This is a genomic window from Maridesulfovibrio sp., from assembly GCF_963676065.1.
GTDB lineage: Bacteria > Desulfobacterota > Desulfovibrionia > Desulfovibrionales > Desulfovibrionaceae > Maridesulfovibrio.
In genome coordinates, this window is the sequence record NZ_OY780933.1 from 365,598 (window position 1) to 391,350 (window position 25,753).

Below are 25,753 nucleotides of genomic sequence, written 5' to 3' on the forward strand. Positions count from 1 at the left end.
CCATGAGTACAATTACCCGAAAATCATCCATCACCCCCGGCTCCATTCTGCTCTACGGATCACTTATCGTGCTGGCCCTGTTCTTCCTTATGCCTGCATATATGGCAGTGGTTACCGCGCTGAAAGATCCAGCAACAATCAGTCTGCCCACCTCTTGGGAACTGCCGGATAAATTCAACTGGGCCAGCTTTCCGCAGGCATTCGGACTGCTGAAATCTGACATAGCCAATTCATTAATCCTGACAGTCTGCGCAACTACACTTTCAACTGTGCTTGGCTCACTGAACGGCTACGTTTTTTCCAAATGGAAATTCAAAGGCAGCGAACTGATCTTCACCCTGTTCCTTTTCGGCATGTTCATTCCCTATCAGGTTATCCTGATCCCGCTTTTCCAGACTCTGCGGGCCATGAACCTTTACGGAGGACTGCCGGGCCTTATCCTCGCCCACGTGGTTTACGGACTGCCCATAACCTCGCTGATTTTTCGTAACTTCTACGCCCAGATTCCCACCGCGCTGGTGGAATCGGCACGACTGGACGGGGCCGGATTCTTCTCCATCTACACCAAAATCGTATTCCCGCTGTCCATACCCGGTTTCGTGGTCACCAGCCTCTGGCAGGTTACCCAGATATGGAACGAATTCCTCTGGGGTATCTGCCTTACCCGGCACGAAGACAACCCCATAACCGTAGGTTTAGCACAGCTCGCGGGAGGACAGGCCGTAAGCTGGAACCTACCCATGGCAGGATCAATCATGGCCGCCTTACCCGTGCTCATGATATATATCTTCCTTGGACGGTACTTTATTCGCGGATTGCTTGCCGGTTCTGTTAAAGAATAGCCTCCGGCGGCTCTCCGAGGGCCAAAGAAACTTTTTGAAAAAAGTTTCTCTGGACTCTTCAAAAACCTTCAGTATGTCTTCGACGACTTGAACGTACAGACATACACAGATAAAAAACAAATAATACATACGAAGCGGCGAAGCCCTGATAAAAAGTTTTGAAGGGATGAGGTCTGGGGAAGAGGAACTTTTCCCAAAAGTTCCCCTTCCCCAGCCGCCGGAGGCACATATATGAAACAACTCCTCATAGCGGGACTTGGTGAAATTCTTTTTGACGTACTGGCTGATTCTGAAGAGATTGGCGGTGCCCCGGTCAATTTTGCATATCATGCCGGGCGGCTGGGGGCGGACGGCGCGGCTATCTCGACCATCGGGGATGATGAACGCGGACGACGCGCCATAAGTGAACTTATGAACCGGAAACTTTGTCTCTCGGGGGTTAGCGTTGACCCTGATCATGAGACTGGATACGTGGAAGCCCGGCTGGATGATCAAGGCGTTGCTACTTATCATTTCCCGGAAGACATTGCGTGGGATCACTTAAAATTAAACGATGTCGCCAAAGGTCTCGCCGCTGAAGTGGACGCGGTCTGCTTCGGAACTCTGGCCCAGCGCAGCCGGATAAGCCGTGAAGAAATCCGGGCTTTTCTTGATAAGGCCCCGCAGGCTTTAAAAATTTACGACATGAATCTGCGCCAGAATTTTTACAGCAAAGAAGTCATTAGCGACTCCCTGCAACGGGCGGATGTCTTAAAGCTGAACGATGACGAGATCAATGTAATCGCTCCCATGTTCGGCTTAGTCGGCAATGAACGGGAGATGCTGAAAACACTGCATGACGAGTTTAACCTCAAGTGTTCGGTGCTGACCCGTGGAAGCAAGGGCAGCCTGATCATCGGAAAAGGCGAAGAGCTTGTACATCCCGGCATTGCGGTAAAGGATATCGCCGATACAATCGGAGCGGGAGATTCATTCACAGCGTCAGTCACCATCGGCCTTCTGCTGGAACATTCCCTTGAAAGTATCAGCGAACACGCCAACAGGCTGGCCGCTCACGTATGTTCCTGCAAAGGGGCCATGCCCGCGATTCCTGCAGAATTTAAGTTAATTAAATAATTTTTCAATACAGGACAGAAAAATGAAAAGAAGTGAAATAAACGCACTTATCGTCAAAGCCAAAGAATTTTACGCCGGCCACGGTTTCAGTCTTCCCAAATGGGCCTTCTGGGGACCGCAAGAATGGAAAGGCACAGGCGAAAGCGAAGTTGTGCGCAATATGCTCGGCTGGGATTTAACTGATTACGGCAAAGGCGACTTTGACAAAATGGGCCTCATTCTGTTCACCATCCGCAACGGCAACCTTAAGACCGGGGATCCCAAACCATACGCCGAAAAAATCATGATCCTGCGTGAAGGACAGCTCTGCCCAATGCATTTCCACTGGTCCAAACGCGAGGACATCATCAACCGTGCAGGCGGCAATCTGGTCATTAAACTTTACGGTTCCAATGACGATGAATCAATGTCTGATCAGACTTTGGAAGTGAGTGTGGACGGCTTTGTGCGTACAGTGCAGCCGGGTGGAGAAATAGTTCTCGAACCGGGAGAATCAATCTGCCTTGAACCGGGCATGTACCATTGTTTTTATTGCGAAGAGGGAACCGGCGATGTGATGGTCGGCGAAGTCAGCGCGGTCAACGACGACAACATAGACAACCGCTTCCATGAGCCGCTACCGCGTTTTCCAGAAGTGGACGAGGACGAAGAACCGCTTCATCTGCTGGTCACTGACTATGCTAAGTACGTATAAATAAAAAAATCCCGGACTGAACAACTTCAATCCGGGATTTTTTTGAAATATTATTGTCAGTTAAGGCGCAATCAATTTAAAACGCACCAGTAATTTCTGCAGAGTTTCAAACATGATCGGCTTTATCAGATAACTGTCGGCATGGCATTCATAGACGGCCTTGTGGATGTTTTCATCGTCATTCAGACTGCTGGCTATGAAAATTTTGGATTCCTTACCGAAGGTATCCATATTTTTGCTGCGCTCCATCTGCCGGATAGCTTTGCAAGCCTGCAAGCCGTCAATATTGGGCATCATGATATCAAGCATGATGACATCAAAATGCGGAATGTTCCCGGCAAGACTTTCCGAAACGGCCTGAATAGCCTCCACGCCATCCTTGGCCACATAGCAGGGCATATATTTTGAAAGAAAAGTGGTAAGAATCTTACGGCTGGTAAAATCGTCATCAACGACCAAAGCTGTGGGGTTTTCCCTCAACTCGACTCTAGCGTCATCAGGTTCGGTCGGCGCGGATTTCTCCGGTGCAGTCTTTTCAACTGCGGATTCATCGGGACTCTCCTCAAAGAGTTTGTAGCCCGGACCGAAATCTATTTTGTCATGCCCTTCCCCAACTATGCTGTCGAAGGCGGCTTCAATCTGGTCAAAACTCTTGAGCAGTACGGATATGCCCTTCTTGTCGATCTCCCTTTGCCCGGACCTTATGTCGGCACAGGCATCCTCAACCTTATGCACGAATTTTGAAAGGTTCGTCAGCCCCAGCATGGAGGAATTTCCCTTGATGCTATGCAGAGCCCTGAAGATGCGGTCTATTGAGTCCTGATCGTGAGCTTCCTCAAGGTTAAGAACATCCTGCACGGCAAGCTCTGTTGCTTCACGACATTCCAGTACAAACTCATTAAGAAAAAATTCCGGTTCAAATCCTTCACTCATTTTCTATAAGACCTATTTCTTTCAGCTTGGCAGTCAAATTTTCCACAGTAATAGGCTTTGTAATGTAGTCCGTAACTTCACTCTTGTTAAAAGCTTCAAATACCGTTTTCACGTCCGACAAAGCCGTTGCCATTATGATCACGCTTTCTTCCGCCGGAATAACATTAAATTCGCGCTCAATATTTCTAATTTCACGGGCTGCATCCAGTCCGTTCATCTCAGGCATCATAATGTCCATAAATACATAGTGGTAAGGATCTCTTTCCTTCAAAGCGGCCTTGAAAACATTTAAGGCTTCAGCGCCGTTAACAGCTACGTCAACTTCACCGTATTTACGCAAAAAAAGATGTAAAAAATTTCTTGAGGCAAAATCATCCTCAGCAACCAGAATCTTCATTAGGCCACCTCATTGGCTGGTTTTCGGAATATTACCGGAGGATAACACGGCAACACCTCTCACACAAACATCATCTACCTATAAATATCAAAATTTCTCCCCAGACAGACTGCAAACTGATTTTCTTGCCCGACAGCCTGAAAGAGCTTCTCTGGAAAACAAATACAACTGTACCGCTCTCCGGGTACATTATTAATGGGGAACACGAAAAGATTAAAGCAGCGAGATAAGATCAGCCGGGGTATCAAGAACGAGATTGGCTCCTGCTTTAACAAGCTCCCCCTCTCCGCGGAATCCCCATCCGGCACCAACGGCAATCATTCCCGCGTTAATCCCGGTTCTGATGTCCACATCGGAGTCACCGACGAACAGGGTCCTTTCCGGGGCAGCACCCATAGCTTTTGCAAGCTCAAGGGCGACATCAGGTTCAGGCTTTAAGGGAATATCCCTGCGCCCGCCGTAGACAGCAAAGAAATCTACTTTCGGAAGGAATTTATTTACTGCCTGCACTGTGAATTCATGGGGTTTATTAGAGAGTACGGCCATCTTTTTTCCGGCAGCGGCAAATTCCGCGAGAATTTCAGGAACACCGCCGTAGGGCCGGGCTACGGTATTAAGCCCCTGCTCAAATTCTTCCAGTAAGATAGGGACTAAACGGTCATAGGCATCCTGTGTCTGATGCCCTTCGGGAAGTGCGCGCCAAGCCAGTTTCTTTGCCCCGGACCCTACGAAATCACGATAGGAATCCACCGGATGAGGCTCAAATCCCATACGGGATAAGGCGGCGTTTCCGGCAGCCGCGATCTCTCCCAGAGTATCCAGCAGCGTGCCGTCCAGATCAAAAATTACAGCTGAAAAATCAAGTGAACATTCCATTTTTAATACCTTAAAATATATTCATTATGTAAATTATTTTGTAGCGGCTATTGCTCTCATACTCCAAAAAAGGTAGCCATTATATAGAGATTCCATACCCTCGGAGAATTACCATGCTAAGTACAAACGCAAGTATACTAATTGTTGATGACCATCAGAGCATGCGCCGTACAGTAGCTGATATAATGCGCATGCTTGGTTATTTCAATATCCATTATGCAGAAGACGGCATCATGGCATTGGCGCAGCTTCAGGAACATTCTTCCACCGAGCTGGTGCTTCTGGACTGGAATATGCCGCGCATGAGCGGCATTGACTGCCTACGGGAAATACGAAGCTCTCCAAAATTTGAAAAATTACCAGTGATAATGGTCACGGCAGAAGCGGAGCAGGAGCTCGTTGTTGAAGCTGTATCCGCTGGAGTCACCAACTATATTGTCAAACCCTTCACTCCGGCGACGCTGGAAAAAAAGATAAAAGAAATCTTCCCGGGCTAGACGAAGTTTACTGCGGGATTACCACGGTAACAATAACCTCGCCGTCCATGCTGGTCATGGAGATGTCGCCCTTATGAGCCCTGGCTATCAGTTTTGCAGAATAAGTCCCCAAACCGGTTCCGCGGTCTTTGCCTGCTGTGGCATATTTTGAGAAAAATCTGGTTTTAATCTCATCCGGGACCTCACCTGGATTATGAACTGAAATGTGCACCGCATCATCAATCCGCTGCAGACGGACTTTGATTACTCCCCCCTTGAGGCAGGCATCCACGGCATTCCCGATCAGATTACCAAGCATGGAATAGCATAACAATTCTTCCGCCGAGACGATAAACTCCTGTTCCGGGCCGGCCTGATCATCTCCAATTTCCAGAATTAGTTCAAGCCCGCGCATCTGAGCTGTGTCTTCATGACCTATAAAAACCTTACGGACCACGGCAGCCAAATCTATCGATTCCGGGACAAAACTATAAGTTCCGCGCTCCATCTTGAACAGGGCGGTGGACATATTGATCATGGAAAGCAAAAGATATCCGGCATCTTCAATGCGGTTCAACATTGATTTAATATTCGCATCAAAATCGCCGGACATAAGGATTAACTGCGGCAGGCTGATTACACTGGTCAGCGGTGATTTGAGATCATGGCGCATAATGCGTTCCACATCCTCCCGCACACGGACGGCTTCCCTAAGTTCAAGGTGATTTCTTACTCTTGCTTTGACAATATCCGGGTTGAACGGCTTGGTAATATAATCAATGGCGCCAAGGGCCAGACCTTTGGTTTCGTCCCCCTCTTCACTAAGGGAAGTAACGAAAATAACCGGAATATCCTTAGTTTTTTCATTTGATTTCAAACGGCTAATAACTTCGTAGCCATCCATTCCCGGCATCATCACATCCAGCAGAATGATATCCGGAGTCTTGGTTTCAGCCAGCCTTAAAGCCTTTTCACCGTCCTTGGCAGCGATTATGGCGTAATCATCCTTAAGCAGTTCCATAAGTACATGCAAGTTCTCAGGGGCATCATCCACGGCCAACACGGTTTGTTTCTCTCTCATTCGCTCTTCCTTTACATCTTGAGGGTTTCCCGTTCCTCATCAAAATCAGCAAATTCAAGAGCAATTTCCCTGAATTCTTCCTGAATATCCCAGAAAACGTCCACCAAACGCGGATCAAAATGAGTTCCGCGCCCTTCGGTTATGATTCTCACAGCCTTTGAATGAGGGAAAGGAGGCTTATAAACTCTCCGTGAAATCAACGCGTCATACACGTCGGCAATGGCCATGATCCGGGCGGAAAGGGGAATATCTTCTCCCGAAATTCCCATCGGATATCCCGAGCCGTCCCACTTTTCGTGATGGTTAAGAGAAATTTCGCGAGCGTTATGCAGAAATGAATTCCCGCCGAGAGACCGCTCTGCATTGGCCAGAGCATCGCTGCCGTACTTCGCGTGTTTTTTCATTTCTTCAAACTCTTCGCCTGTAAGTTTACCGGGCTTGAGCAAAATGGCATCCGGAACCGCAATCTTTCCTATATCGTGCAACGGGGCGGAAAGATAAAGAGTTTCAATCAATTCTTCATTCAGCTCCGCAGCGAAATTTTCATGTTTCATGGCATGTTTCGCAAGAGCCTTTACATAGTTCTGAGTCCGGGCGATGTGTCCCCCGGTTTCAGGATCGCGCCATTCAGCCAGTGCGGCAAAGGTTTCGATAGTAACCTTCTTAACCAGGGCAAGCTCTCTGGTGCGCTCCTTGACAACCTTTTCCAGATTATCCTTATGTTCCTTAAGCTCCAAGTGGTTCTTCACCCTCGCTTTAACCAGATCAGGACAAAAAGGCTTTACAATAAAATCAACCGCGCCAAGCGCCAACCCTCTGGCCTCATCTTCCTCTTCCATGAGTGCCGTGATGAAGATGACCGGGATATCCTTAGTCCGCATATCGGCTTTCAATTTTTCGCAAACCTCATAGCCGTCCATACCGGGCATCATAATATCCAGCAGAACGATATCCGGCTGGGGTTTATTTCTTGCCAGTTCCAGAGCTTTTTCCCCGTTCTTTGCCGTGACTACCGCATAATCACTTTTGAGAGTCTCCATCAAAGCCAGCAGATTCTCAACAGTATCATCAACAATAAGTACCTGTTTCATAGCCTACCTTCCTTCCTCTGCAAGCGTATCAAGTAGGGAACGGGCCGCGTCGCGGGCTTCGTCCGTTTCAAAATCATCCATGGCCTGAACTATATTACTGACAGGACCGGCCATATCAGTACCGGCAACCATTTTCTCTATTTCACCGATAAATCCCATGGCTTGAGCAACATTTTCATCAATGAGAACATCAAATTCCTTCAACTTCTTACGCAATTCATCCGGATCAGGTCCGGCAGCCACGGTTTCGGACGGCCGGGCCTCTTCAGATTCAGGGAAAAATTCATCCAGAGCTTTGCCTACAATTTCCAATTGAACGGACATATCAGCCAGTAGCTCATCCACATCCTTTTTTCCGGCCCGCAAGGCTCGTTCAACCTCGGCGGAGACTTTAGACAGTTCGTCCGCCCCAAGATTTGCGGCCACCCCCTTAACTGTATGGGCAGTCCGGGTGGCGGTTTCATAGTCAGCAGAATCAAGCTGCTCGCGAATATCATCAACCGAGGCAAGATACTTGGAGCCGAACTGTTTAAGCAGCTTCTGATACAGCTCCCGGTTACCGGAAACCTTACTCAGGCCGGACTTTACATTAATTCCCGTTATGCCTTCCAGCGGCAGCCCGCTTTCCGCCAGTTCCCGGTCCTTCTGTTCCGTAACTGAGACATAGTTTTCAGGGAGTTCCCGTTCACCGGGACTTATCCACTTTACAAGCGTCGCCAGCAGCACGTCCGGGTCGATGGGCTTGGTTATATGGTCATTCATTCCCGCTGCAAGGCTCTTTTCACGGTCCCCGGCCATTGCGTGCGCTGTCATGGCAACTATGGGCAGAGTTTCAGGGTCCAATCCCTTTTCCCTGATTTTCATTGTCGCGGATAGACCGTCCAGCTCCGGCATCTGGATATCCATAAAAGCCAGATCGTACTTATTTTTCATAATGCTTTGGACCGCTTCCCGGCCATTGAAAACGACATCAACCACCATGCCGGCTTTCTCCAGCAATTCCACGGCTATCTGCTGATTGATCTCATTGTCTTCCGCCAGCAGGACTTTTGCCCCGCGTATTTCATTTAACCCTTCAGTTTCTTGAGAGAAGAGCAACGCCCTTTTTGTCTTGCGCTCCACATCATGGCCGAAAACTCCCATGATGGTGTCGAAGAGAACCGACTGATTGACCGGTTTGATCAGAAATGCTTCCAGACCTGACCCTTCAGCCTGCTTCATAATTTCTTCACGTCCGTAGGCGCTGACCATCAGGATTTTAGGCAGGTTGTGGTCGGACATATTCTCAATGCGCTTGGCGGTTTCAATTCCGTCCATACCGGGCATTTTCCAGTCCAGTATAACCAGCTCATAAGGTTCGCCTGCGGCGGCAGCCTGCTCAAGCATTTCCAGCCCCTTATAACCGGATGAAGCGGTGCTGACCTTAAAACTCATACTCGCCAGCGCTTCAGACAAAATGGTCTGTGCAGTGGGATTATCATCCACTACCAACGCCCGCAGACCGCGAAGATCGGCAGCAGGTATGTACCCGACCGGGGCTATGTCTGTTTTACCGAGAACAATAGTAAAGGCGAAAGTCGAGCCCTCTCCGGGGCGGCTTTGCACACTGATATTTCCGTCCATCATTTCCACAATACGCTTGCAGATCGCCAGTCCCAGCCCGGTTCCGCCGTATTTGCGGGTGGTAGACCCGTCAGCCTGTGAAAAGGATTTGAAGAGCCTGTTCATCTGCTCTTCGGTCATACCTATTCCGGAATCAGTCACAGAAAAAAACAAAGTAACGGAATCATCTGTCTCATCCTGTTTGGACACAGAAAGAACAATATCGCCCTTTTCAGTAAATTTGGTCGCGTTGTTGGCAAGATTGATAAGCACCTGTCCCAGACGGAGAGGATCTCCGATCAGATCATTCGGCACCTCGGGGCTGACATGGAAAAGCACTTCCAGACCTTTCTCTTCAGCATTGAGCGCCACTACGCTCGCCAGATTATCCATGATTTCATCCAGCCGGAAAGGAACTTTTTCTATATCCATCTTCCCGGCCTCTATTTTGGAGAAATCAAGAATATCATTAATGATTCCAAGCAGATTATTGGCCCCTGATTTTATTTTGGAAAGATAGTCATGCTGTTTTGCGGTCAGCTCTGTCTGCATAACAAGATAACTCATGCCGATAATGGCATTCATCGGAGTCCTGATCTCATGACTCATACGGGCCAGAAAATCACTTTTGGCCTTTGTCGCCTCTTCGGCCCTGTCACGGGCTATGAGCATTTCCTGCTCGGCTTCAATACGCATCTGCACTTCCCCGGCCAGACGCCTGTTAGCCCTGACGACGACAAAGAGTATCAACCCGACAACAAAAACTAAGCCGAATATAATTTTGGCAACCAGCCATAAATCGACTCCGCTCTTAACCCGAAGACTGATCCACTTACGGATGATCGTTTCAGCTTCCCTCTCGGTAATAGAGTTGATCCCCTTATTGAGAATGGAGAGCAGATATGGTGACATCTGCTTACGGACCGCAAAGCGCAATGGACGTTTAAAGGGCAGTTGCATAGCGACTTTAAGATTGTACAGGCCGTTCTGGTTGATCAGATACCCTAGGACCTCGAGGGCACCCACATAGGCATCAATCCGACCCTTTGCCACCTGCTTCAATCCGTTCAATGCACCGGAGATAGGCACCAACTCCAATTGCGGATAATTTTTTTTCAAATATTTATGCGCTGCGTTGCCGCTGCTGACCCCAACCCGCATTCCGGACAGATCTTCCAAACCTGAAAGAAAAGGCATATCCTGCCGAACAACCACCACTTCCGATAACGTTATGTAGGGTTCGGAAAAATTCAGGAACTGTTTACGCTCATCTGTTTCACTGGCCGCAGCCAGCATATCGGTTTTCCCTTCCTTGGCCAGAGCAACGGATTCCTTCCATTCTTTTGTAGGAACCAGCTTGAGTGAAAGCCCGGTCCGATCAGCCACCAGCCGCAGCAGATCGGCGGAAATTCCCTCATATTTTTGTGATCCGGGGACAATACATTCAAGAGGAAGCCAGTCAGGGTCCACACTGAAACGGATAATCGGACTGGACCGCAGCCAGAGTTGTTCCGCGCGGCTTAGATCAACATGTCTGCGCTTTCCTTCTCCTGTCCATCTTTTAAGAACTTCGCGTTCTTCATCACGGCTGATAGATTTCAGGGCCCGATCCAGAATACCGGCAAGCTCAGGCCAATCCTTACGCACCCCGATAGCCAGCACAGATCCTTTGCGTTTTATTTTGCCCTGCACTTCCAGATTATTCAGCAGATTAACCTCGATAAGATAGGTAGCCACGGCCCTGTTGCCCACGTAAGCATCAGCGTCACCACGGGCAACGGCTTCCAAAGCCGAAAGGGTGTCCGGATATTCCTTAACTCGCGTCCGGGGATAGTTATCCTTAAAATCTTTCACATTAAAAAAACCGCGTTCAAGGGCAATCCTCTTTTCCGCAAGATCTTTTTCCACGGTAAGCTCAGGGGCATCGGTCCGGCCTACTATCACATGGGGAATAACCATGTACGGGGAGGAAAACTCAAGATACGATTCACGCTCTTTCTTGGGAGTGACATCCATGAGAGCATCAAGGCGTTTATCCTTAACAGCTTCCAGACTATCCTTGAAAGGTCCGGGCACTATTTTGAGCCGGTTGCCAAGCCGCTTATTGAGCAGCTTAATGTAATCAACGCCTAAGCCTTCCGGTTCGCCGCGTCCGTTAACATAATCCAGCGGAGGCCATGCGTTCATAATTGCGATTTTGATTTGAGGATGTTCATCCAGCCATTTTAAATCATCAGCTCCGGGATTAAAGGATTTGCTGTCCGAGGAATAATAGCGCTCGGCTGGATCCGAAACCCAGCGTTTTTCGATATCCGCCAAAACCTTAGAGGGAAGCGCCCTCAGCCCGGCGTTTACCTTTTTTAACAACTCCCGCCGGCCTTTAAGCATACCGGCATGAATATAATTGGAAAATTCAGTATCTTCAGACTTGGTCAGAGCCCCTTTCATCTGCCAGCTCTCCAGCTCGGACTCAACCGGCAGCACTTCGTACAGCAGGGCATCAACTTTATTTTTCAATACATCCAAAACCATTGTTTCACTGTTCCGGTAAGCAACGGCCTCAACATTCGGAAAAGTATTTATCAGGTAGCTATGCTGATATGAGCCTTCCAGAACTGCGACCTTTTTACCGCCTATTTTTGCCAATCCACCGGGCAAATCATGATCAACCCGGTGAAACAAAGCCGAATCCACCTTGAACAACGGCCGGGAAAACCCCAAAAATTTTTCTCTCTCCTTTGAACGAAACAACCCGGAATGAATATCAGCATTACCGTTTCTTACCGCTTCCATAGTTCCGACCCAGCTTTCCGGCAAAAAGTCGATGGCAATGCCTGTCTGCGCACTCCATGCTTTCCACAGATCAACCAGCAATCCTATCGGTTCCCCGTCCGGTCCGAGTAGTGAAAAAGGAGGATAGTCGAGGTTAATAGCAATGGTCAGGCTGTTCGGGTCGGCTCCTTTTGCTGCAGTAACCCACTTATGATTTATCGTCCGCCTTTCTTTCGGGGTTATCTTTTCAAAGCCCGCATTAATTGTAGCGAGTGCTTCAGACCGGCCATCAGGTACGGCTACCATCCAGTCGTTACGATAAAGGGGCTTTCCCTCCTTAAATTGAAATTTTGTCAGAAGATTATGTTTGCGCAGATGAAACATCCCGATCAGGGTTTCACTCACAAATGATTTGAGCATACCGCTTTCAAGATCAGCCATCATGGATTCAAAGTCAGGATATTCTGCTAAAGCTATTTTCGGATATTTTTCACGTATGAACTCCGCGCTGAGATCGCCGGAAATAACACCTACCCGATAGGCAAGGAGCCCTTCATCCCCATCAAACGGAAGCGCTTTATGATAAAATATATGGGTATCGGCTCTGGCTAAAGATCTACCGAAATCGAGGCTTTCGTCCCTCTTAGTGCTGTAAAAAAGCCCGGCATGGGCATCGGCCCTTCCTTCATTGACCATACGCAGGGTTTCTCCCCACGGGGCGGCCTTGAAATTCAGCCTGGTGCCGTTTTTTTTCGACCAGAGCTTCCAGTAATCCATTATCAACCCATCTGGATTACCATCTTTGTTACGGAACTCAAAAGGCTGGCAATCTTCACAATAGACTACGGAAAGAGAATCTTTTACCTGTTTAGCTGCATACGTGATTTGAGCAGAAAGGATAAGAACAAGGGTAATCACAAAAACTAAACGCTTCATAATCATCTGGAATACCCCCTGAAAAACACGTAGAATGAAAAACTAAGAGTAAAACAATATAAAAATCAGATTTAAAGAAAGATAGCTAACAGATGAAACTATGTAAACAATTCTGAACAATACCGCATCTGCATAAGATGGAAGATGAGATAATAACAACATCTTGTGAATGCATCGTTATTAAACCCTGTAACTGTTCAGCAGTAAAAGTATGTCCCGAACCTACCAAAATACAAAAGAAATAATCGCAGCCCTGCAAAAAGACATTAACCTGAACAGGGCTGATCTTCCCGAGCTTGCGGAACTTTCCACCAAAGTCCGGCGCAAAAATTACCGTAAAGGCGAAATAATTTTCAAAGCGGGAGATGATTCAAATAATTTCTGTCTGGTGGAAAGCGGCAAAGTGATTCTCTCCAAGCAGTCCCCTTCGGGAAAATCATTCACCTACCTTATCGCCACCCGGGGAATGACCCTGAACGGAATCACCTGTTTTAAATCCGGGCCGCGACTTTTCTCAGCCCGTGTTGTGCAGGACTCGGCAATTATCACTATCCCCTGTCAGGATTTTAAATTCTGGGTAGAAAACACTCCCGCCGTGGCCATGGGCATTCTGGGAACCATGGGCGAACTGCTCGACGGTGCATACACCCGCATAATCGACCTCATCGACGAAAGTGTGGAAACCCGCATCCTGAATGTGCTCAGTATGCTTTCAACACGCATAGGCGAGAACCTGCCGCTCACCAACGGCGACATTGCGGAAATGGTGGGCACTTCAAGGGAAAGCGCGGCCCGGGTCATATCCCGGTTGCAGGAAGCAGGCATTGTAACCAAAGCGCGGGGAAGCATAAGCATTCTCAACAAAGAACAACTCGATGAAACGGCATCCAGCCCTTTTTTTATAATCTGATTTTCCGGCCTTAAGTGACCCGCGTCATTGTTCGTATCCCAATTTCATCATATTCCCTGCTTGAGTTACCTAACCTGAAAAAAGGAATACAATAATGGAAGGATACTTAATCACCTTCTTCACTCAGCAGAACAGGGAGCATGAAAGTACCCCGCTGGCTGACTGGATAGTGGAAGAAGCAAAAAGAGCAGGAGTTCGCGGCGCGACTCTCTTTAGCGGTAAAGAGGGATTCGGTCACGACGGGCGGTTTCATTCAGGAAATTATTTCGACTTTGATGATCCGCCGCAGCTGATTACCATGGCCCTGACCGAAGAAGAGTGCGACCTATTATTTCCCCGCCTTCAGAAATGCAGTCAGCATATTTTCTACACCAAATCAAAAGCCGAGTTCGGTTTTATTTCATAACACCGTTCCGGTCTCTTTTACCTCACCTTTACACCGCTGCAGAAGTGTAAATCGGATAACAGGCGTGGCAGCCGCAAGGTTGCCCGCGCATTTTCATTAAAGGAATTTTCAAATGATAGGACCATTTATCAACGGAGGCGCACTGCTCATCGGCAGTGTTGCCGGGGCCATGCTCGGCCCTAAGCTGAATACCAACATCCGCACCCGCATGCCCATGGTTTTCGGCTGCGCCTCCATGGGCCTCGGCGTAGCCATGATTGTAAAAGTAAAGTTGCTGGCTCCGGTAATGCTGGCCCTTGTGGTCGGTTCACTGCTGGGGGAAATAATCCAGCTCGAGGCCCTGATTCAAAAAGCTGCGGCAAAGGCAAGGGTGGTAATCGAAAAGCTGACCCGGCCCAGCGGAGATATGTCACAGGAAGAATTCCTCGACAAATTCGTAGCCCTGCTGGTCCTCTTCTGCATGAGCGGGACCGGCATATACGGCTCCATGACCGAAGGAATGACCGGCGATCCTACCCTGCTGATAGTTAAATCAATCCTTGATCTGTTCACAGCACCCATATTTGCCTCAACCATGGGTTTCACTGTCGGGATTCTTGTTTTCCCGCAATTTGCGGTTCAAGCGCTGCTTTTCCTCGGAGCTTCGCTCATCCTGCCCCTGACCACACCGGACATGCTGGCCGACTTTTCCGCCTGCGGTGGACTTATAATGCTGGCTACAGGTTTCCGCATCTGCGGCATAAAACAGTTTCCGGTAGCTAATATGATCCCGGCCCTGCTTATGGTTATGCCCCTATCGCATTTCTGGACAATTTACTTTACATAGAAAAATCCCCGCAATGCAGAGGCGTTGCGGGGATTAACAGCTATTGGGATAAATTTATTCCGGGTAATCAAACTCCGCCCGGAGTACATCAAGCGCGACCAGTTCTTTATCCTTGTAGCGGTCCTTATCGATGAGGGTCGGCTGCCCTGTTGGCGGCACATCGTGATACATGTATTTATAGATATCGAAATTGAGACAGGTTTCACCGCGTAAATGCATTTCCCGGAACCACTGGCAGCCCACGTCAAGAATCTGCTTGCCCACGTTGATAAAAGCACCGAAGGGTGTAACCTTGCCAACCGGCATTGTCATCTTCCGAGCTTTCTTCATATTCACAAGACAGCACCATTCATTGACCCGGCACTCCGGCAGGGGCCACGGCTGTTTGAAAAATATATCATGCATACGCGGCAGGTGGTAGGCCCGGACCTGCTTACCTTCAGGAGGCTGCGCCCCCCGATAAAGAGCCAGCAGTTCCCGAAAATCCGGCCGGTAATCCATGTAGGTATCCGGCGTACATTTACCGGAAAATGCGGCTGGACAATACCAGCACTGGCCGATATGCCCGGCAGCCACATGATCTCCTATTCCCTCGACCATGGCGCCTATTATGTCTTTACGGAAGATGGCGTCATTGTGAATGATCAGAACATAATCCTTATCGCTCTTTTCCCAGCCGTACTGATAGCGCACTGAGTGGCGGTATTCCTCATCATCCATACGCTCCCATTCGATAGGAAAGCAGTAGTTCCAGTACTTGGGCATAAAGTATTCGATCTTGTGGGCAAGGGCGTCCAGCACATATTGATGGCAACCCGCGTCAATACCTTTAGTCTGGGTATTTTCCTCGATAAAATAGATCTTATCAATATGCTGACCGCTGGCTCGCTCCAGAGAAAGCAGGGCCAGACATGTTTGCAGGGGTTTGCCGCAAACGCTGATTATCACATCAACCTTACTCATTTATCACACTCCGCTAAAACGGCTGAAGCGCCGGATTAATTTGCTTTTTTTAACCATACCCCATCAACATAATAGTCATCCAACCGGATAACAGCATCACTTTATAATCAGCTCCGCCGGAGTGGCATCCGGTCCCTCACGGGAAGTCGTTGACGGGGGAGCATAATGCCACGGATTCGGGGCCTTGGCCATGCTCTTGCCCAGTATGAAAAGTTTACTCATATATATAGGACTAAAAAGCTCGTCAGACTTTTCCCTGTAATCTGGTGGAATAAATGTCAATTTAAAATCCACTCCGTCACGCTGGGCAGTGTAATACATGCGGTAAAGATCGCCGATACCCTGATTTCGGATCAACCCGGCAAGGGACCGGGCGGCGATGCCCCCGATATACGGTTCCACCTGAACCCCTTCGGTAACAAGGGCATCATTGCGAATCACGTAAAGGGTGATCTTTCTTTTCTCTCCGATTTTTTCCAGCTCATCGGCGAGGTGAATGCTGGGAGGATAAGAAAAGACCTGATTACAGACTCCACCGTCCACATGCATTTCATCGTAAACCTTATCCCCGGCCTTAACCTTGAAATAGACCGGTGGAAAAGCAACCGGGACCGACACAGAAGCGAGAATAACATCCCGAATAAGCTGATCCGCTTCCAGCGTTCCGTACTGGGCCAGCGCACCGATATCCCAGTAAACAGGGCGCATGGCATCCAGATTGGTCGTTCCGATAAGCAACCGGCGACCCTTGCGGTGTTCCGCCGCGATCTTGGCGATAAATTCATGATTGATGAATTTTTTAAGGGCCGTACGCAGAGGTTCGGTGCTGTATACCGAATCTCCGGAAATGGCGGAAACATAGGACCGCTGTTGTACAAGGTCGCTGGTCTCAAAGGTGGTATAAAACATTTCAATGAACGGATCGTAATCCGACCCCATAAAGGCGAAAGGCGCTATGAGAGCACCGGTACTGATGCCCGTAACCAGTCCGAAGGCAGGGCGGTCCCCGTGCTCTGTCCAGCCGCAAAGAAATCCGGCGCCGAAAGCTCCGTCAGCCCCGCCTCCGGAAAGAGACAGGAAGCTGATCTCATCCGGCAGCTTGCCCTGCCTGCTTAGTTCGGCCCATTGCTGCATAACCTTATCCATATGTTTCGGGGTGGTATCCCCGAAGAACCGCACTTGATCATAACCGGGCAGAATGGCCTGATTCTGCATTTCAACAGGGATAGGATTACGTTTCAAGCCGCACCCGGCAAGCATTCCAAGCAACAGGCAGAAAAAGACAATCCTGCGGATCTCTCCGCAATTATTCAGCATACAGTTCATGCTCATCAAATACTCCGCTTAAATAGATATACACTTCAAATTCCAACAAAAGTATGATCAAAATTGAGCCGGACCGAGTATAAAGATATATCAATGTTTTCCGGCAAGGCTGACAGAATATAATTACGAATTTAAAAATAAGCAAAGAGAGAAAACTTATGCATTATCGCAAAGTACCCAAGACAGGTGAAGAACTTTCCATTCTCGGTTTCGGGGCCATGCGTTTCCCCACAACCGAAGACGGAGAAATTGACGAACCTCGAGCCATTGCCCAGATGCGTGCCGCCATTGATAATGGAGTCAACTACGTGGATACCGCCTGGCCCTACCATAACGGCAAGAGTGAAGGAGTAGTGGGCAAAGCCCTCAAAGACGGTTACCGCGAAAAAGTAGCCATAGCGGACAAGCTGCCCCAGTGGCTGGTTAAATCCCGCGAAGACATGGACAAATACCTTGATGCACAGCTCAAGCGTCTGGACGTCGACTGTATTGACTATTATCTGATTCACGCGCTCGAAGGCAATTCATGGGATCGTTCAGTTGAACTGGGTGTGAAAGATTTTCTGGATAAGGCGATCGCCTCCGGCAAAATACGCTATGCAGGATTCTCCTTCCACGGTGTAGCCGGAGACTTCATCCGCATTGCCGACTCGTATCCCTGGACCTTCTGCCAGATTCAGTACAACTTTCTGGATACGGAGAATCAGGCAGGGACAGCAGGACTGAAATACGCGGCCTCTAAAGACATCGCGGTGATGATTATGGAACCTTTGCGCGGCGGCAACCTGAGTTCTCCGACTCCTCCGGACGGAGTACAGGAAATCTTTGATGAAGCAAAGATCAAGCGTCAGCCCGTGGAATGGGCCCTGCGTTGGGTATGGAATCACCCCGAAGTTACTCTCGTGCTTTCCGGCATGAATGAGGAAGCCCATGTGGAGCAGAATCTTGCCATTGCATCTGAAGCCGAAGCAGAATCCCTGACTGAAGCGGAACTGGCTATTGTGGATCGGGTTGCCGCGCGGTACAAGGAACTCATGCAGGTAGCTTGTACCGGGTGCGCTTATTGTATGCCGTGCCCGGCCGGAGTAAGGATTCCGGGCTGTTTTGAATTTTTCAACAGCGTCCACTTGTTCAAAGATAAAGAACCCATATTAAAACGTCAGTATGCTTTAATGCTCAGTCGAAAATTCTCAGGACAGGCGGCATATGCCTCCCAATGTATTGAATGCGGACAATGTGAAGAGCACTGCCCTCAGCACATAGCCATTCCCGAAGAATTAAAGCGCGTTGCGGACTTCTTTGAACAGCAGGACTTGCAGGAAATAGTAAATAGCGCCACTGCCCAAACAGCAGAATAGAAATTAGTCTGCGCGGGGGCCGGAAAAGCCTCCGCGCAAAAACGGCTAAGCCGGACCGGACATCAAATGAATATACTTTACTATAATTGTTTTTCAGGCATCAGTGGCGATATGAACCTTGCCGCCATGATTGATCTTGGTGTTGACCCCGAAGTCCTGAAAGCGGAACTTTCCAAACTGGGGTTGGACGATGAATTCAAGCTCAGGATCTCCAAAGATTCCCGTAAAGGAATTTTCGGAACCCGCGTGGATGTGGACCTTACCCATCATCACCATCATGATCATCATGGACACGAAGAGCACGGTCACCCCCACCATCACGCCCACCGCAACCTGCATGACATTGAGCAGATCATTAATTCCAGCGAACTCAGCGCTCAGGTGAAAGCGACCGCCCTCGATATTTTCAAACGTGTTGCCGAGGCCGAAGCCAAAATTCACAACAGCACAGCTTACGAAGTTCATTTTCATGAAGTGGGTGCCACGGATTCAATTGTAGATATCGTCGGCGCGGCCATCTGTTTCCATGAGCTGGAGATCGATCAGGTCTGGTGTTCCTCCATCGAACTGGGCGGCGGGTTCGTCAACTGTGTCCACGGCATGATGCCTGTACCGGCCCCGGCCACCTCCGAAATCCTGACTGGAATCCCCACCACTCAAGGCGCGGTGTCCAAAGAAACCACGACCCCGACCGGAGCAGCCATCCTTGCGGAACTGGTCGACAAATTTTCAGATTCCCCGCGTATGGAAGTGCAGCGCAGCGCATACGGCATCGGCCATCGTGATAATGAAATCCCAAACGTGCTCCGGGTGCAGCTTGCGCTGGTCCAGCAGCAGGGCAGCTCACTCTCCACTGTCCCGGCCCGGCTGCTGCAATGCAACATCGACGATATGACCGGGGAAATGCTCGGAGTCACCCTCGACCTGCTAATGGATAAGGGAGCCATGGATGTTCACTTTACACCGATAGTCATGAAAAAGAACCGCCCGGCCACAACCCTCTCCCTGCTCTGCTCCGCCGCAGAAGAGGATTTGTTCAAGCGTTTAATCTTTGAACACACAACTACACTGGGCATAAAAAGTACCGATATCGAAAAGACCGTTCTTGATATATCATATGAAAGACTCGAAACCCCTCTAGGCACGGTAACCATGAAAAACGCAATCCTCGACGGACGAGTCCTCCGCTCCAAGCCGGAACTGGAAGACTGCCGGGCTTTAGCCGCAAAACACGGGGTTCCTTTGAGCGATGTGTATTTACAGATCGGAAAAGTAAGAAAAGTTTGATGGGGCTAATTCTTTTCCATAAAATGATTCTGCCCCCGGCGGTAAACCCTTTATCTATTCCGGTTGATTGATGTGATGGAAGAACTTACGCTGAAATATGAAAACTTACTCGAACTTCTCGCAGGAACCGACGGGGCTGTCATCGCTTTTTCAGGAGGTGTAGACAGTACATTCCTTCTGCATGCAGCAAAAGAAGCCCTCGGCGAGAAGGCTGTAGCTGCCTCTATCGCAACGCCATACGTACCGGAATGGGAACAGGAAGAAGCAAAGAAATTCGCGGAGAAATCAGGGATTGAACACGCTGTGCTGAAGCTTGAATTTCCGACCGAATTACGCATGAATCCCCCGGAACATTGTTACACCTGCAAGAAAATACTATTCAGCAAGCTGCTGGAATTCGCCGGTGGCATGGGCTTGGATAAAGTTTTTGAAGGTACGAATGTCGACGATTTAAATGATTACCGCCCCGGCCTGAAAGCATTGCTCGAGCTTGGCATCCGCAGCCCCATGCTGGAGGCAAAGCTCAGCAAAGAGGATATCCGCGAACTGTCTCGTAGATTCAGCCTTCCGACATGGAATAAACCTTCATTTGCATGCCTGCTTTCTCGCATGCCAGTAAATGTGGAAGTGACCGAAAAAGCATTACGGCAGGTGGAACAGGCGGAAGTATTTCTTATGAACATAGGTTTTCCGGCTGTAAGAGTCCGCCATCATGGAGAGACCGCCCGCATAGAAGTTCCCGAAGACCAACTGCGTGATCTGATCACAGCCAATGAAAAACACAACATTAACGGCAAACTGAAAGAGTTCGGCTACCGCCACGTAACGCTGGATCTTGGCGGTTACCAAATGGGCAGCCTGAACAAAATAGCGCCTAGCGCATCATAATTATGACCAACGATAAGCTTAAAAATATATTGAACGCGATAAAAGACGGCAGCATGGATGTTGATCAGGGAATGGAGCAGCTGCGAGACCTGCCTTATCAGGACATCGGGCATACCAAGATCGATCATCACCGTTCCCTGCGCAACGGATTTCCGGAAGTTATATACGGCGCGGGCAAAACACCGCAGCAGCTAGTTGATATTTTTGAACACATGTGTGGAAGAAGCAACATACTGGCTACGCGGGTTTCCCCGGAAAGCGCCGAATACGTTTCATCCCGGTTCCCGCAGGTGGAATACAACGACACCGCAGGCACCCTGACCTGCAAAAGTGAGGAGATCAGCTACAGCAGCGGCATGGTGGGCATCATAACCGCCGGCACTTCAGATTTGAACGTTGCCGAAGAAGCTCAGGTAACCTGCGATATGCTGGGCAGCAGAGCTGAAATCATCTCCGATATCGGAGTGGCCGGAATCCACCGTCTTTTCGACCGCATCGACGCAATACGCAGATTCTCGGTACTCATCGTGGTTGCGGGCATGGAAGGCGCACTTTCCAGTGTAATCGGCGGATTGGTGGATCAGCCCATCATAGCCGTCCCCACCTCGGTCGGATACGGAGCCAATTTTTCCGGTCTTTCCGCCCTGCTGGGCATGCTCACCTCCTGTGCCAGCGGAATAACAGTTGTAAACATCGATAACGGATTCGGCGCAGCCTGCGCGGCCTGCAAAATCAATAAAGCCATAGATAGCTAGGTCATTTTTTTATAGATTTTTTTCCCATCCCCTTACCGGACTTCCCGGTAAGGGGATTTTTAATGGTCCGACCAAAACCGCCAAAGTTTCCAATCCGGGTTGACACGCATAATCGAACCTGCCAGAATGGACCTACCATTTGGGCGAAAAAACCACAGAATACGTTTTTTTGCTCTTTTTTTGCAAAAATTGAACACCAAAGGTACTACCAATGACTGAAAATTCGGAAATTCCAAACTTGTTTCTTCCCGTAGGCCTTGGCCGGGCCAGTGAGGAGATTGTTTTGCAGATTGAAGCAGCGATCATGGACGGACGGCTGGCTCCCGGAGAACGTCTTCCCAGCGAACGCGAAATGCAGAACCAATTTGGAACCGGCCGGGGTGTTATCCGCGAGGCGATTAAAACGCTCAAACAAAAAGGTCTGCTCGAAGTAAAAAAAGGAGCCAAGGGCGGAGCTTATGTTAAGGAATTAGATGTTTCCAATGTTTCGGAGTCACTGACCCTGTTCATGAAACAGCACCCGGTTGAACCGGAAAAACTCATTGAATTCCGTGAAAGCATCGACCGGACGATCACGGAACTGGCCATCGCAAGAGGCAGCAGCGAAGAAAAAGAAGAGCTCCTGAACGGGGCGAAATGCCTTGAAAAAATGCTCAGTGAAGAAGATCCGGACCTTGCCGCCACAGGCGAACTGGACCGCAAGCTCAACATCCTGCTGGTACGCATGGCCAAAAACCCACTCCTTGAATGGGTGATGCACGCAGTGCAGATGGGATTCAGTTCCCATGATTACGCTCTTTATGAAGACGCAGATTACAGCAGAAAGGCTGGAGAAAACTGGATTGAAACAGCACGATCCATCAGGGACGGGGAGCCGATCCGGGCTCTCTCCTTCAGCAGTCACCACTATGTACTGCTGAGAAAATGCGTCGAAAAAAACAACAAGGGAAAGGAGCCTCAGGGCGTACCTTTCCTAACCGAAACCAAAGAAAACCAAAATTAAAAATATTATGACACATTACGATTACATTATTGTCGGCGGCGGTTCTGCGGGCTCTGTTCTCGCCAACAGACTAAGCGCAAATCCCAAGCATAAAGTCCTCGTCCTCGAGGCGGGGCGGCCCGACCACAAACTTGATTTTCGCATTCATATGCCTGCGGCACTCACCTACCCCCTTGCTGGAAAAACATATAACTGGTGGTATGAATCCGAGCCGGAACCATACATGAATAACCGCCGGGTCTATCAGCCGCGCGGTAAGGTTCTCGGCGGATCATCCTGCATCAACGGCATGATCCACATCCGCGGTAATGCCATGGACTATGAAAAATGGTCCAAAGATGACGGTCTTCAGGACTGGTCCTATGCCCACTGCCTGCCTTATTTCAAACGTTTTGAGCAGCGCATGGCCGGTGCATCAGAATATCAGGGCGCGGTAGGACCTTTGTACCTGACCACCCCGGAATGCGAAAACCCGCTGTTCTCGGCCTTTTTCAACGCCGTTCAGGAAGCTGGCTACCCCCTCACGGACGATGTCAACGGCTATCAACAGGAAGGTTTCGGCAAATTCGACCGCACCACCTACCGTGGCAGACGCATGAACGCTGCCCGCGCTTATATCCACCCGGTCAAAAACCGTAAAAACCTGACCGTTAAATGCAAGGCAATGGCAAACCGCATCCTTTTTGACGGAAAACGGGCCATCGGCGTTGAATATACCAAAGGTAAAAACACCCATAAGGTATACGGCGGCGAAATCATCTCCTGTGGCGGTGCTATCAACTCGCCGCAGATTCTGCAGCTTTCCGGCATCGGTAACGGTGAGGAGCTCAGTAAGCTCGGTATTAATATGGTTCACGATCTGCCCGGTGTAGGTGAAAACCTTCAGGATCACCTTGAACTTTACGTGCAGTACGCCTGTAAGAAACCCGTAAGTAAATTCCCCTGCCTGAAATGGTACAACCAGCCTAAGATCGGTCTTGAATGGCTCCTCAAAGGAACCGGCGACGCGGCCACAAACCATTTTGAAGCGGGCGGGTTCATACGCGGTAACGATCAGGTCGAATACCCCAACATCCAGTACCACTTCCTGCCCATCGCCATCCGCTACGATGGTTCCGCCCCCAACGAAGGGCACGGTTATCAGGTTCACGTCGGTCCCATGAATACCGATGTCCGTGGACATGTGAAGATTAAATCCAGTGATCCAAAACAGTACCCGAGCATCCTCTTCAACTATCTGTCCACCGAACAGGAACGTCGTGAATGGGTGGAAGCTATCCGCAAAACACGCGAGATCATGACTCAGCCCGCATTTGATGAATTCCGCGGCAAAGAGCTCGCTCCCGGAGATCAGGCCCAGACCGATGAGGAAATCCTCGACTTCGTAGCCCGTGAAGGTGAGTCCGCCTACCATCCGAGCTGCACCTGCGCCATGGGTACGCACGACATGGCGGTTACCGACCCGCAGCTTCGTGTGCACGGAGTTGAAGGTCTGCGCGTAGTAGATGCTTCGGTAATGCCGTACGTTACCAACGGAAACATCTATGCCCCGGTAATGATGATCGCGGAAAAAGCAGCGGACATGATCCTCGGCAATACTCCAGTAGCACCGGAAAACGTACCTTTTTACAAACACGAAAAGTAGTCCATACCGGGAGAACCGTATGATTCGCAAACAGATGTATATTGATGGAAAGTGGATAGATGCCGCTTCCGGAAATAAACGCGAGATACTCAATCCTTTTGACGCTTCTGTCATCGCTACGGTCCCTGAGGGGGGCCGCGATGACTGCAAGGCAGCCATTGCCTCGGCCCGGAGGGCTTTTGATATAGATGGATGGCCTCAAACACCCGCGGTGGAGAGAGCCCGCCTCATCTTCAAACTAGCCGACCTGATAGAACGGGACCGTGAGGAGCTGGCGGAGCTTGAAAGTCTGGACACAGGTAAAACTGTAGAGGAAAGCCGCTGGGACATGGACGATATCGCCGGGATTTTCCGTTACTTTGCCGGTCTTGCCGATAAAGATGGAGGCGAGATCATCGAATCTCCGATCCCGGATTCCACAAGCAGTGTTGTGCGCGAGCCTGTCGGGGTATGCGGCCAGATTTCCCCGTGGAATTATCCGCTGCTGCAGGCTTCCTGGAAAATGGCTCCGGCACTTGCCGCCGGATGTACCATTGTAATGAAGCCCAGCGAGATAACCCCGCTGACTACCATCAAAGTGACCGAACTGGCGGAAGAGGCCGGTTTCCCGAAGGGAGTAGTCAATACGGTACTCGGCCCCGGAGCTGAAGTCGGCGCGGAGCTCTCTGAAAATGATGATGTGGACCTGATCTCATTCACCGGTGGAATTGCCACAGGCAAAACCATCATGCGCGCGGCAGCAGGCAATGTAAAAAAAGTCGCCCTTGAACTGGGCGGTAAAAATCCGAATATCATATTTGATGATGCTGATTTTGATACGGTTGTTGATTACGCCCTGAACGGCGTCTTCTTCCATGCCGGACAGATCTGCTCCGCGGGAACCCGCATCATGGTTCAGGACGGCGTCTACGATAAATTTGTTGCCGCTCTCAAAGAACGGATGGAACGTATCGTCGTCGGCAACGGATTTGACGAAAAGACCCAGATGGGGCCGCTGATTTCGGCTGAGCATCTGAGTAAGGTAGAATCATATGTGGAAATAGCCTGCGAGGAAGGTGCAGAGCTTGTTCTGGGCGGCTGCCGCCCGGATGCCCCCGCACTCCAAAACGGCTACTTCTACATGCCCACCCTGTTCGTCAATTGTAAAAATGATATGCGCATTGTTCAGGAAGAGGTTTTCGGACCGGTTATAACTGTTGAACGTTTCAAAACGGAAGATGAAGTTATCGAACGGGCAAACAGTACCGTTTACGGACTCTCTGCCGGCTTCTGGACCCGCGATGCGGACCGTATGGAACGGGTTTCAAAAGCCCTTCGCTTCGGGACCGTCTGGGTAAACGACTTCAATGTATATTTCGTCCAGGCCCCCTGGGGCGGATACAAGCAGTCAGGATTCGGTCGCGAACTGGGCCGTCTCGGACTCGAGGAATACACCGAAGTCAAACATATTTTCCGCAATCATAAGACAACCCCCATCAACTGGTTCGGCGCATAGTGCGCCGAACCGGTTATGGAATACGGGATGTCCTGCTGCCGGGGGAGGTGGCAAAGCATCCCTATAACTTTTAGC

General features: G+C 49.6%; 22 protein-coding genes. 14 read left to right on the plus strand and 8 right to left on the minus strand.

Translation table 11 applies throughout. From position 1 onward, the window contains the following. Positions 1 to 2: 2 nt before the first annotated feature. The 3 genes from ACKU35_RS01620 (at position 3) to ACKU35_RS01630 (ending at position 2,652) form a co-directional block, all read left to right on the plus strand. Positions 3 to 842, plus strand: coding sequence for a carbohydrate ABC transporter permease (locus ACKU35_RS01620; RefSeq protein WP_319762502.1), 840 nt, complete (start codon positions 3 to 5; stop codon positions 840 to 842). Between the two features lie 231 nt (positions 843 to 1,073). Beyond that, positions 1,074 to 1,958, plus strand: a complete 885-nt coding sequence (locus ACKU35_RS01625; protein WP_319762503.1) for a carbohydrate kinase — start codon at positions 1,074 to 1,076, stop codon at positions 1,956 to 1,958. Between the two features lie 22 nt (positions 1,959 to 1,980). Continuing rightward, positions 1,981 to 2,652, plus strand: a complete 672-nt coding sequence (locus tag ACKU35_RS01630; RefSeq protein WP_319762505.1) for a D-lyxose/D-mannose family sugar isomerase — start codon at positions 1,981 to 1,983, stop codon at positions 2,650 to 2,652. Positions 2,653 to 2,712: 60 nt separating this feature from the next. Here ACKU35_RS01630 and ACKU35_RS01635 read toward each other — a convergent pair whose 3' ends face one another. The 3 genes from ACKU35_RS01635 to ACKU35_RS01645 form a co-directional block, all read right to left on the minus strand. Further along, positions 2,713 to 3,585 (minus strand): response regulator, encoded by an 873-nt coding sequence (locus ACKU35_RS01635; RefSeq protein ID WP_319762507.1) that lies wholly within the window; start codon positions 3,583 to 3,585, stop codon positions 2,713 to 2,715. Next, positions 3,578 to 3,982, minus strand: a complete 405-nt coding sequence (locus ACKU35_RS01640) for a response regulator (RefSeq protein WP_319762509.1) — start codon at positions 3,980 to 3,982, stop codon at positions 3,578 to 3,580. Before ACKU35_RS01640 ends, ACKU35_RS01635 begins: the two co-directional genes overlap by 8 nt. Before the next feature lie 213 nt (positions 3,983 to 4,195). Further along, complete coding sequence (locus tag ACKU35_RS01645; protein ID WP_319762511.1) at positions 4,196 to 4,858, minus strand: HAD family hydrolase; 663 nt, start codon at positions 4,856 to 4,858, stop codon at positions 4,196 to 4,198. A gap of 113 nt (positions 4,859 to 4,971) precedes the next feature. Here ACKU35_RS01645 and ACKU35_RS01650 point away from each other — a divergent pair, with 113 nt between their 5' ends. Further along, positions 4,972 to 5,355, plus strand: coding sequence for a response regulator (locus tag ACKU35_RS01650; RefSeq protein WP_319762513.1), 384 nt, complete (start codon positions 4,972 to 4,974; stop codon positions 5,353 to 5,355). A 7-nt stretch (positions 5,356 to 5,362) separates the two neighbouring features. Here the strand turns inward: ACKU35_RS01650 and ACKU35_RS01655 are convergent, their stop codons facing one another. The 3 genes from ACKU35_RS01655 to ACKU35_RS01665 are packed head-to-tail and all read right to left on the minus strand — an operon-like array spanning position 5,363 to position 12,816. Next, positions 5,363 to 6,415, minus strand: coding sequence for a hybrid sensor histidine kinase/response regulator (locus ACKU35_RS01655; RefSeq protein WP_319762515.1), 1,053 nt, complete (start codon positions 6,413 to 6,415; stop codon positions 5,363 to 5,365). Between the two features lie 11 nt (positions 6,416 to 6,426). Beyond that, positions 6,427 to 7,506, minus strand: coding sequence for a two-component system response regulator (locus ACKU35_RS01660; RefSeq protein ID WP_319762517.1), 1,080 nt, complete (start codon positions 7,504 to 7,506; stop codon positions 6,427 to 6,429). 3 nt (positions 7,507 to 7,509) lie between these two features. Continuing rightward, the gene (locus tag ACKU35_RS01665; protein WP_319762519.1) at positions 7,510 to 12,816 is read right to left on the minus strand and encodes a transporter substrate-binding domain-containing protein; all 5,307 of its coding nucleotides are present in this window, start codon (positions 12,814 to 12,816) and stop codon (positions 7,510 to 7,512) included. Positions 12,817 to 13,027: 211 nt separating this feature from the next. On the opposite strand from ACKU35_RS01665, the gene ACKU35_RS01670 reads away from it, so the two are divergent. The 3 genes from ACKU35_RS01670 (at position 13,028) to ACKU35_RS01680 (ending at position 14,958) form a co-directional block, all read left to right on the plus strand. Further along, the gene (locus ACKU35_RS01670; RefSeq protein ID WP_319762521.1) at positions 13,028 to 13,726 is read left to right on the plus strand and encodes a Crp/Fnr family transcriptional regulator; all 699 of its coding nucleotides are present in this window, start codon (positions 13,028 to 13,030) and stop codon (positions 13,724 to 13,726) included. Positions 13,727 to 13,820: 94 nt separating this feature from the next. Then, positions 13,821 to 14,132, plus strand: coding sequence for a DUF190 domain-containing protein (locus ACKU35_RS01675; RefSeq protein ID WP_319762523.1), 312 nt, complete (start codon positions 13,821 to 13,823; stop codon positions 14,130 to 14,132). Positions 14,133 to 14,244: 112 nt separating this feature from the next. Further along, entirely contained in the window at positions 14,245 to 14,958 is a 714-nt protein-coding gene (locus ACKU35_RS01680) for a DUF554 domain-containing protein (protein ID WP_319762525.1), read from the plus strand. 54 nt (positions 14,959 to 15,012) lie between these two features. On the opposite strand, the gene ACKU35_RS01685 is transcribed toward ACKU35_RS01680, so the two are convergent. Then, a complete protein-coding gene (locus ACKU35_RS01685; protein WP_319762527.1) occupies positions 15,013 to 15,921 on the minus strand; it encodes a hypothetical protein in 909 nt (302 codons plus the stop codon). A gap of 96 nt (positions 15,922 to 16,017) precedes the next feature. Beyond that, a complete protein-coding gene (locus tag ACKU35_RS01690) occupies positions 16,018 to 17,253 on the minus strand; it encodes a patatin-like phospholipase family protein (RefSeq protein WP_319762529.1) in 1,236 nt (411 codons plus the stop codon). 152 nt (positions 17,254 to 17,405) lie between these two features. On the opposite strand from ACKU35_RS01690, the gene ACKU35_RS01695 reads away from it, so the two are divergent. The 7 genes from ACKU35_RS01695 (at position 17,406) to betB (ending at position 25,678) form a co-directional block, all read left to right on the plus strand. Continuing rightward, positions 17,406 to 18,605: an aldo/keto reductase gene (locus ACKU35_RS01695; protein ID WP_319762530.1), complete on the plus strand. Its 1,200-nt coding sequence runs from the start codon at positions 17,406 to 17,408 to the stop codon at positions 18,603 to 18,605. A gap of 66 nt (positions 18,606 to 18,671) precedes the next feature. Beyond that, on the plus strand, positions 18,672 to 19,892 hold the full coding sequence (larC, locus tag ACKU35_RS01700; protein WP_319762532.1) for a nickel pincer cofactor biosynthesis protein LarC: 1,221 nt from the start codon (positions 18,672 to 18,674) through the stop codon (positions 19,890 to 19,892). 75 nt (positions 19,893 to 19,967) lie between these two features. Further along, positions 19,968 to 20,780, plus strand: a complete 813-nt coding sequence (gene larE / locus ACKU35_RS01705) for an ATP-dependent sacrificial sulfur transferase LarE (protein ID WP_319765331.1) — start codon at positions 19,968 to 19,970, stop codon at positions 20,778 to 20,780. 2 nt (positions 20,781 to 20,782) lie between these two features. Next, positions 20,783 to 21,535 (plus strand): nickel pincer cofactor biosynthesis protein LarB, encoded by a 753-nt coding sequence (gene larB, locus ACKU35_RS01710; protein ID WP_319762534.1) that lies wholly within the window; start codon positions 20,783 to 20,785, stop codon positions 21,533 to 21,535. 211 nt (positions 21,536 to 21,746) lie between these two features. Further along, entirely contained in the window at positions 21,747 to 22,538 is a 792-nt protein-coding gene (locus ACKU35_RS01715; RefSeq protein ID WP_319762535.1) for a GntR family transcriptional regulator, read from the plus strand. A gap of 7 nt (positions 22,539 to 22,545) precedes the next feature. Beyond that, the gene (gene betA / locus ACKU35_RS01720; protein WP_319762538.1) at positions 22,546 to 24,183 is read left to right on the plus strand and encodes a choline dehydrogenase; all 1,638 of its coding nucleotides are present in this window, start codon (positions 22,546 to 22,548) and stop codon (positions 24,181 to 24,183) included. 19 nt (positions 24,184 to 24,202) lie between these two features. Next, positions 24,203 to 25,678 carry a betaine-aldehyde dehydrogenase gene (gene betB, locus ACKU35_RS01725; RefSeq protein ID WP_319762539.1) on the plus strand — a complete coding sequence of 492 codons (1,476 nt, stop codon included), beginning with the start codon at positions 24,203 to 24,205 and terminating at the stop codon, positions 25,676 to 25,678. The last annotated feature ends 75 nt before the right edge of the window (positions 25,679 to 25,753 follow it).

What these genes read in the sequence shown, in the direction of transcription:
- ACKU35_RS01660 (WP_319762517.1), bottom strand. Translation starts at nt 7,506, where the DNA reads ATGAAACAGGTACTTATTGTTGATGATACTGTTGAGAATCTGCTGGCT.
- ACKU35_RS01715 (WP_319762535.1), top strand. Translation starts at nt 21,747, where the DNA reads ATGACTGAAAATTCGGAAATTCCAAACTTGTTTCTTCCCGTAGGCCTT.
- betA (WP_319762538.1), top strand. Translation starts at nt 22,546, where the DNA reads ATGACACATTACGATTACATTATTGTCGGCGGCGGTTCTGCGGGCTCT.
- ACKU35_RS01695 (WP_319762530.1), top strand. Translation starts at nt 17,406, where the DNA reads ATGCATTATCGCAAAGTACCCAAGACAGGTGAAGAACTTTCCATTCTC.
- ACKU35_RS01670 (WP_319762521.1), top strand. Translation starts at nt 13,028, where the DNA reads ATGTCCCGAACCTACCAAAATACAAAAGAAATAATCGCAGCCCTGCAA.
- betB (WP_319762539.1), top strand. Translation starts at nt 24,203, where the DNA reads ATGATTCGCAAACAGATGTATATTGATGGAAAGTGGATAGATGCCGCT.
- ACKU35_RS01640 (WP_319762509.1), bottom strand. Translation starts at nt 3,982, where the DNA reads ATGAAGATTCTGGTTGCTGAGGATGATTTTGCCTCAAGAAATTTTTTA.
- ACKU35_RS01690 (WP_319762529.1), bottom strand. Translation starts at nt 17,253, where the DNA reads ATGAGCATGAACTGTATGCTGAATAATTGCGGAGAGATCCGCAGGATT.
- ACKU35_RS01685 (WP_319762527.1), bottom strand. Translation starts at nt 15,921, where the DNA reads ATGAGTAAGGTTGATGTGATAATCAGCGTTTGCGGCAAACCCCTGCAA.
- ACKU35_RS01650 (WP_319762513.1), top strand. Translation starts at nt 4,972, where the DNA reads ATGCTAAGTACAAACGCAAGTATACTAATTGTTGATGACCATCAGAGC.
- ACKU35_RS01655 (WP_319762515.1), bottom strand. Translation starts at nt 6,415, where the DNA reads ATGAGAGAGAAACAAACCGTGTTGGCCGTGGATGATGCCCCTGAGAAC.
- ACKU35_RS01665 (WP_319762519.1), bottom strand. Translation starts at nt 12,816, where the DNA reads ATGAAGCGTTTAGTTTTTGTGATTACCCTTGTTCTTATCCTTTCTGCT.
- ACKU35_RS01645 (WP_319762511.1), bottom strand. Translation starts at nt 4,858, where the DNA reads ATGGAATGTTCACTTGATTTTTCAGCTGTAATTTTTGATCTGGACGGC.
- ACKU35_RS01630 (WP_319762505.1), top strand. Translation starts at nt 1,981, where the DNA reads ATGAAAAGAAGTGAAATAAACGCACTTATCGTCAAAGCCAAAGAATTT.
- ACKU35_RS01680 (WP_319762525.1), top strand. Translation starts at nt 14,245, where the DNA reads ATGATAGGACCATTTATCAACGGAGGCGCACTGCTCATCGGCAGTGTT.
- larB (WP_319762534.1), top strand. Translation starts at nt 20,783, where the DNA reads ATGACCAACGATAAGCTTAAAAATATATTGAACGCGATAAAAGACGGC.
- ACKU35_RS01635 (WP_319762507.1), bottom strand. Translation starts at nt 3,585, where the DNA reads ATGAGTGAAGGATTTGAACCGGAATTTTTTCTTAATGAGTTTGTACTG.
- larC (WP_319762532.1), top strand. Translation starts at nt 18,672, where the DNA reads ATGAATATACTTTACTATAATTGTTTTTCAGGCATCAGTGGCGATATG.
- ACKU35_RS01625 (WP_319762503.1), top strand. Translation starts at nt 1,074, where the DNA reads ATGAAACAACTCCTCATAGCGGGACTTGGTGAAATTCTTTTTGACGTA.
- ACKU35_RS01675 (WP_319762523.1), top strand. Translation starts at nt 13,821, where the DNA reads ATGGAAGGATACTTAATCACCTTCTTCACTCAGCAGAACAGGGAGCAT.
- ACKU35_RS01620 (WP_319762502.1), top strand. Translation starts at nt 3, where the DNA reads ATGAGTACAATTACCCGAAAATCATCCATCACCCCCGGCTCCATTCTG.
- larE (WP_319765331.1), top strand. Translation starts at nt 19,968, where the DNA reads ATGGAAGAACTTACGCTGAAATATGAAAACTTACTCGAACTTCTCGCA.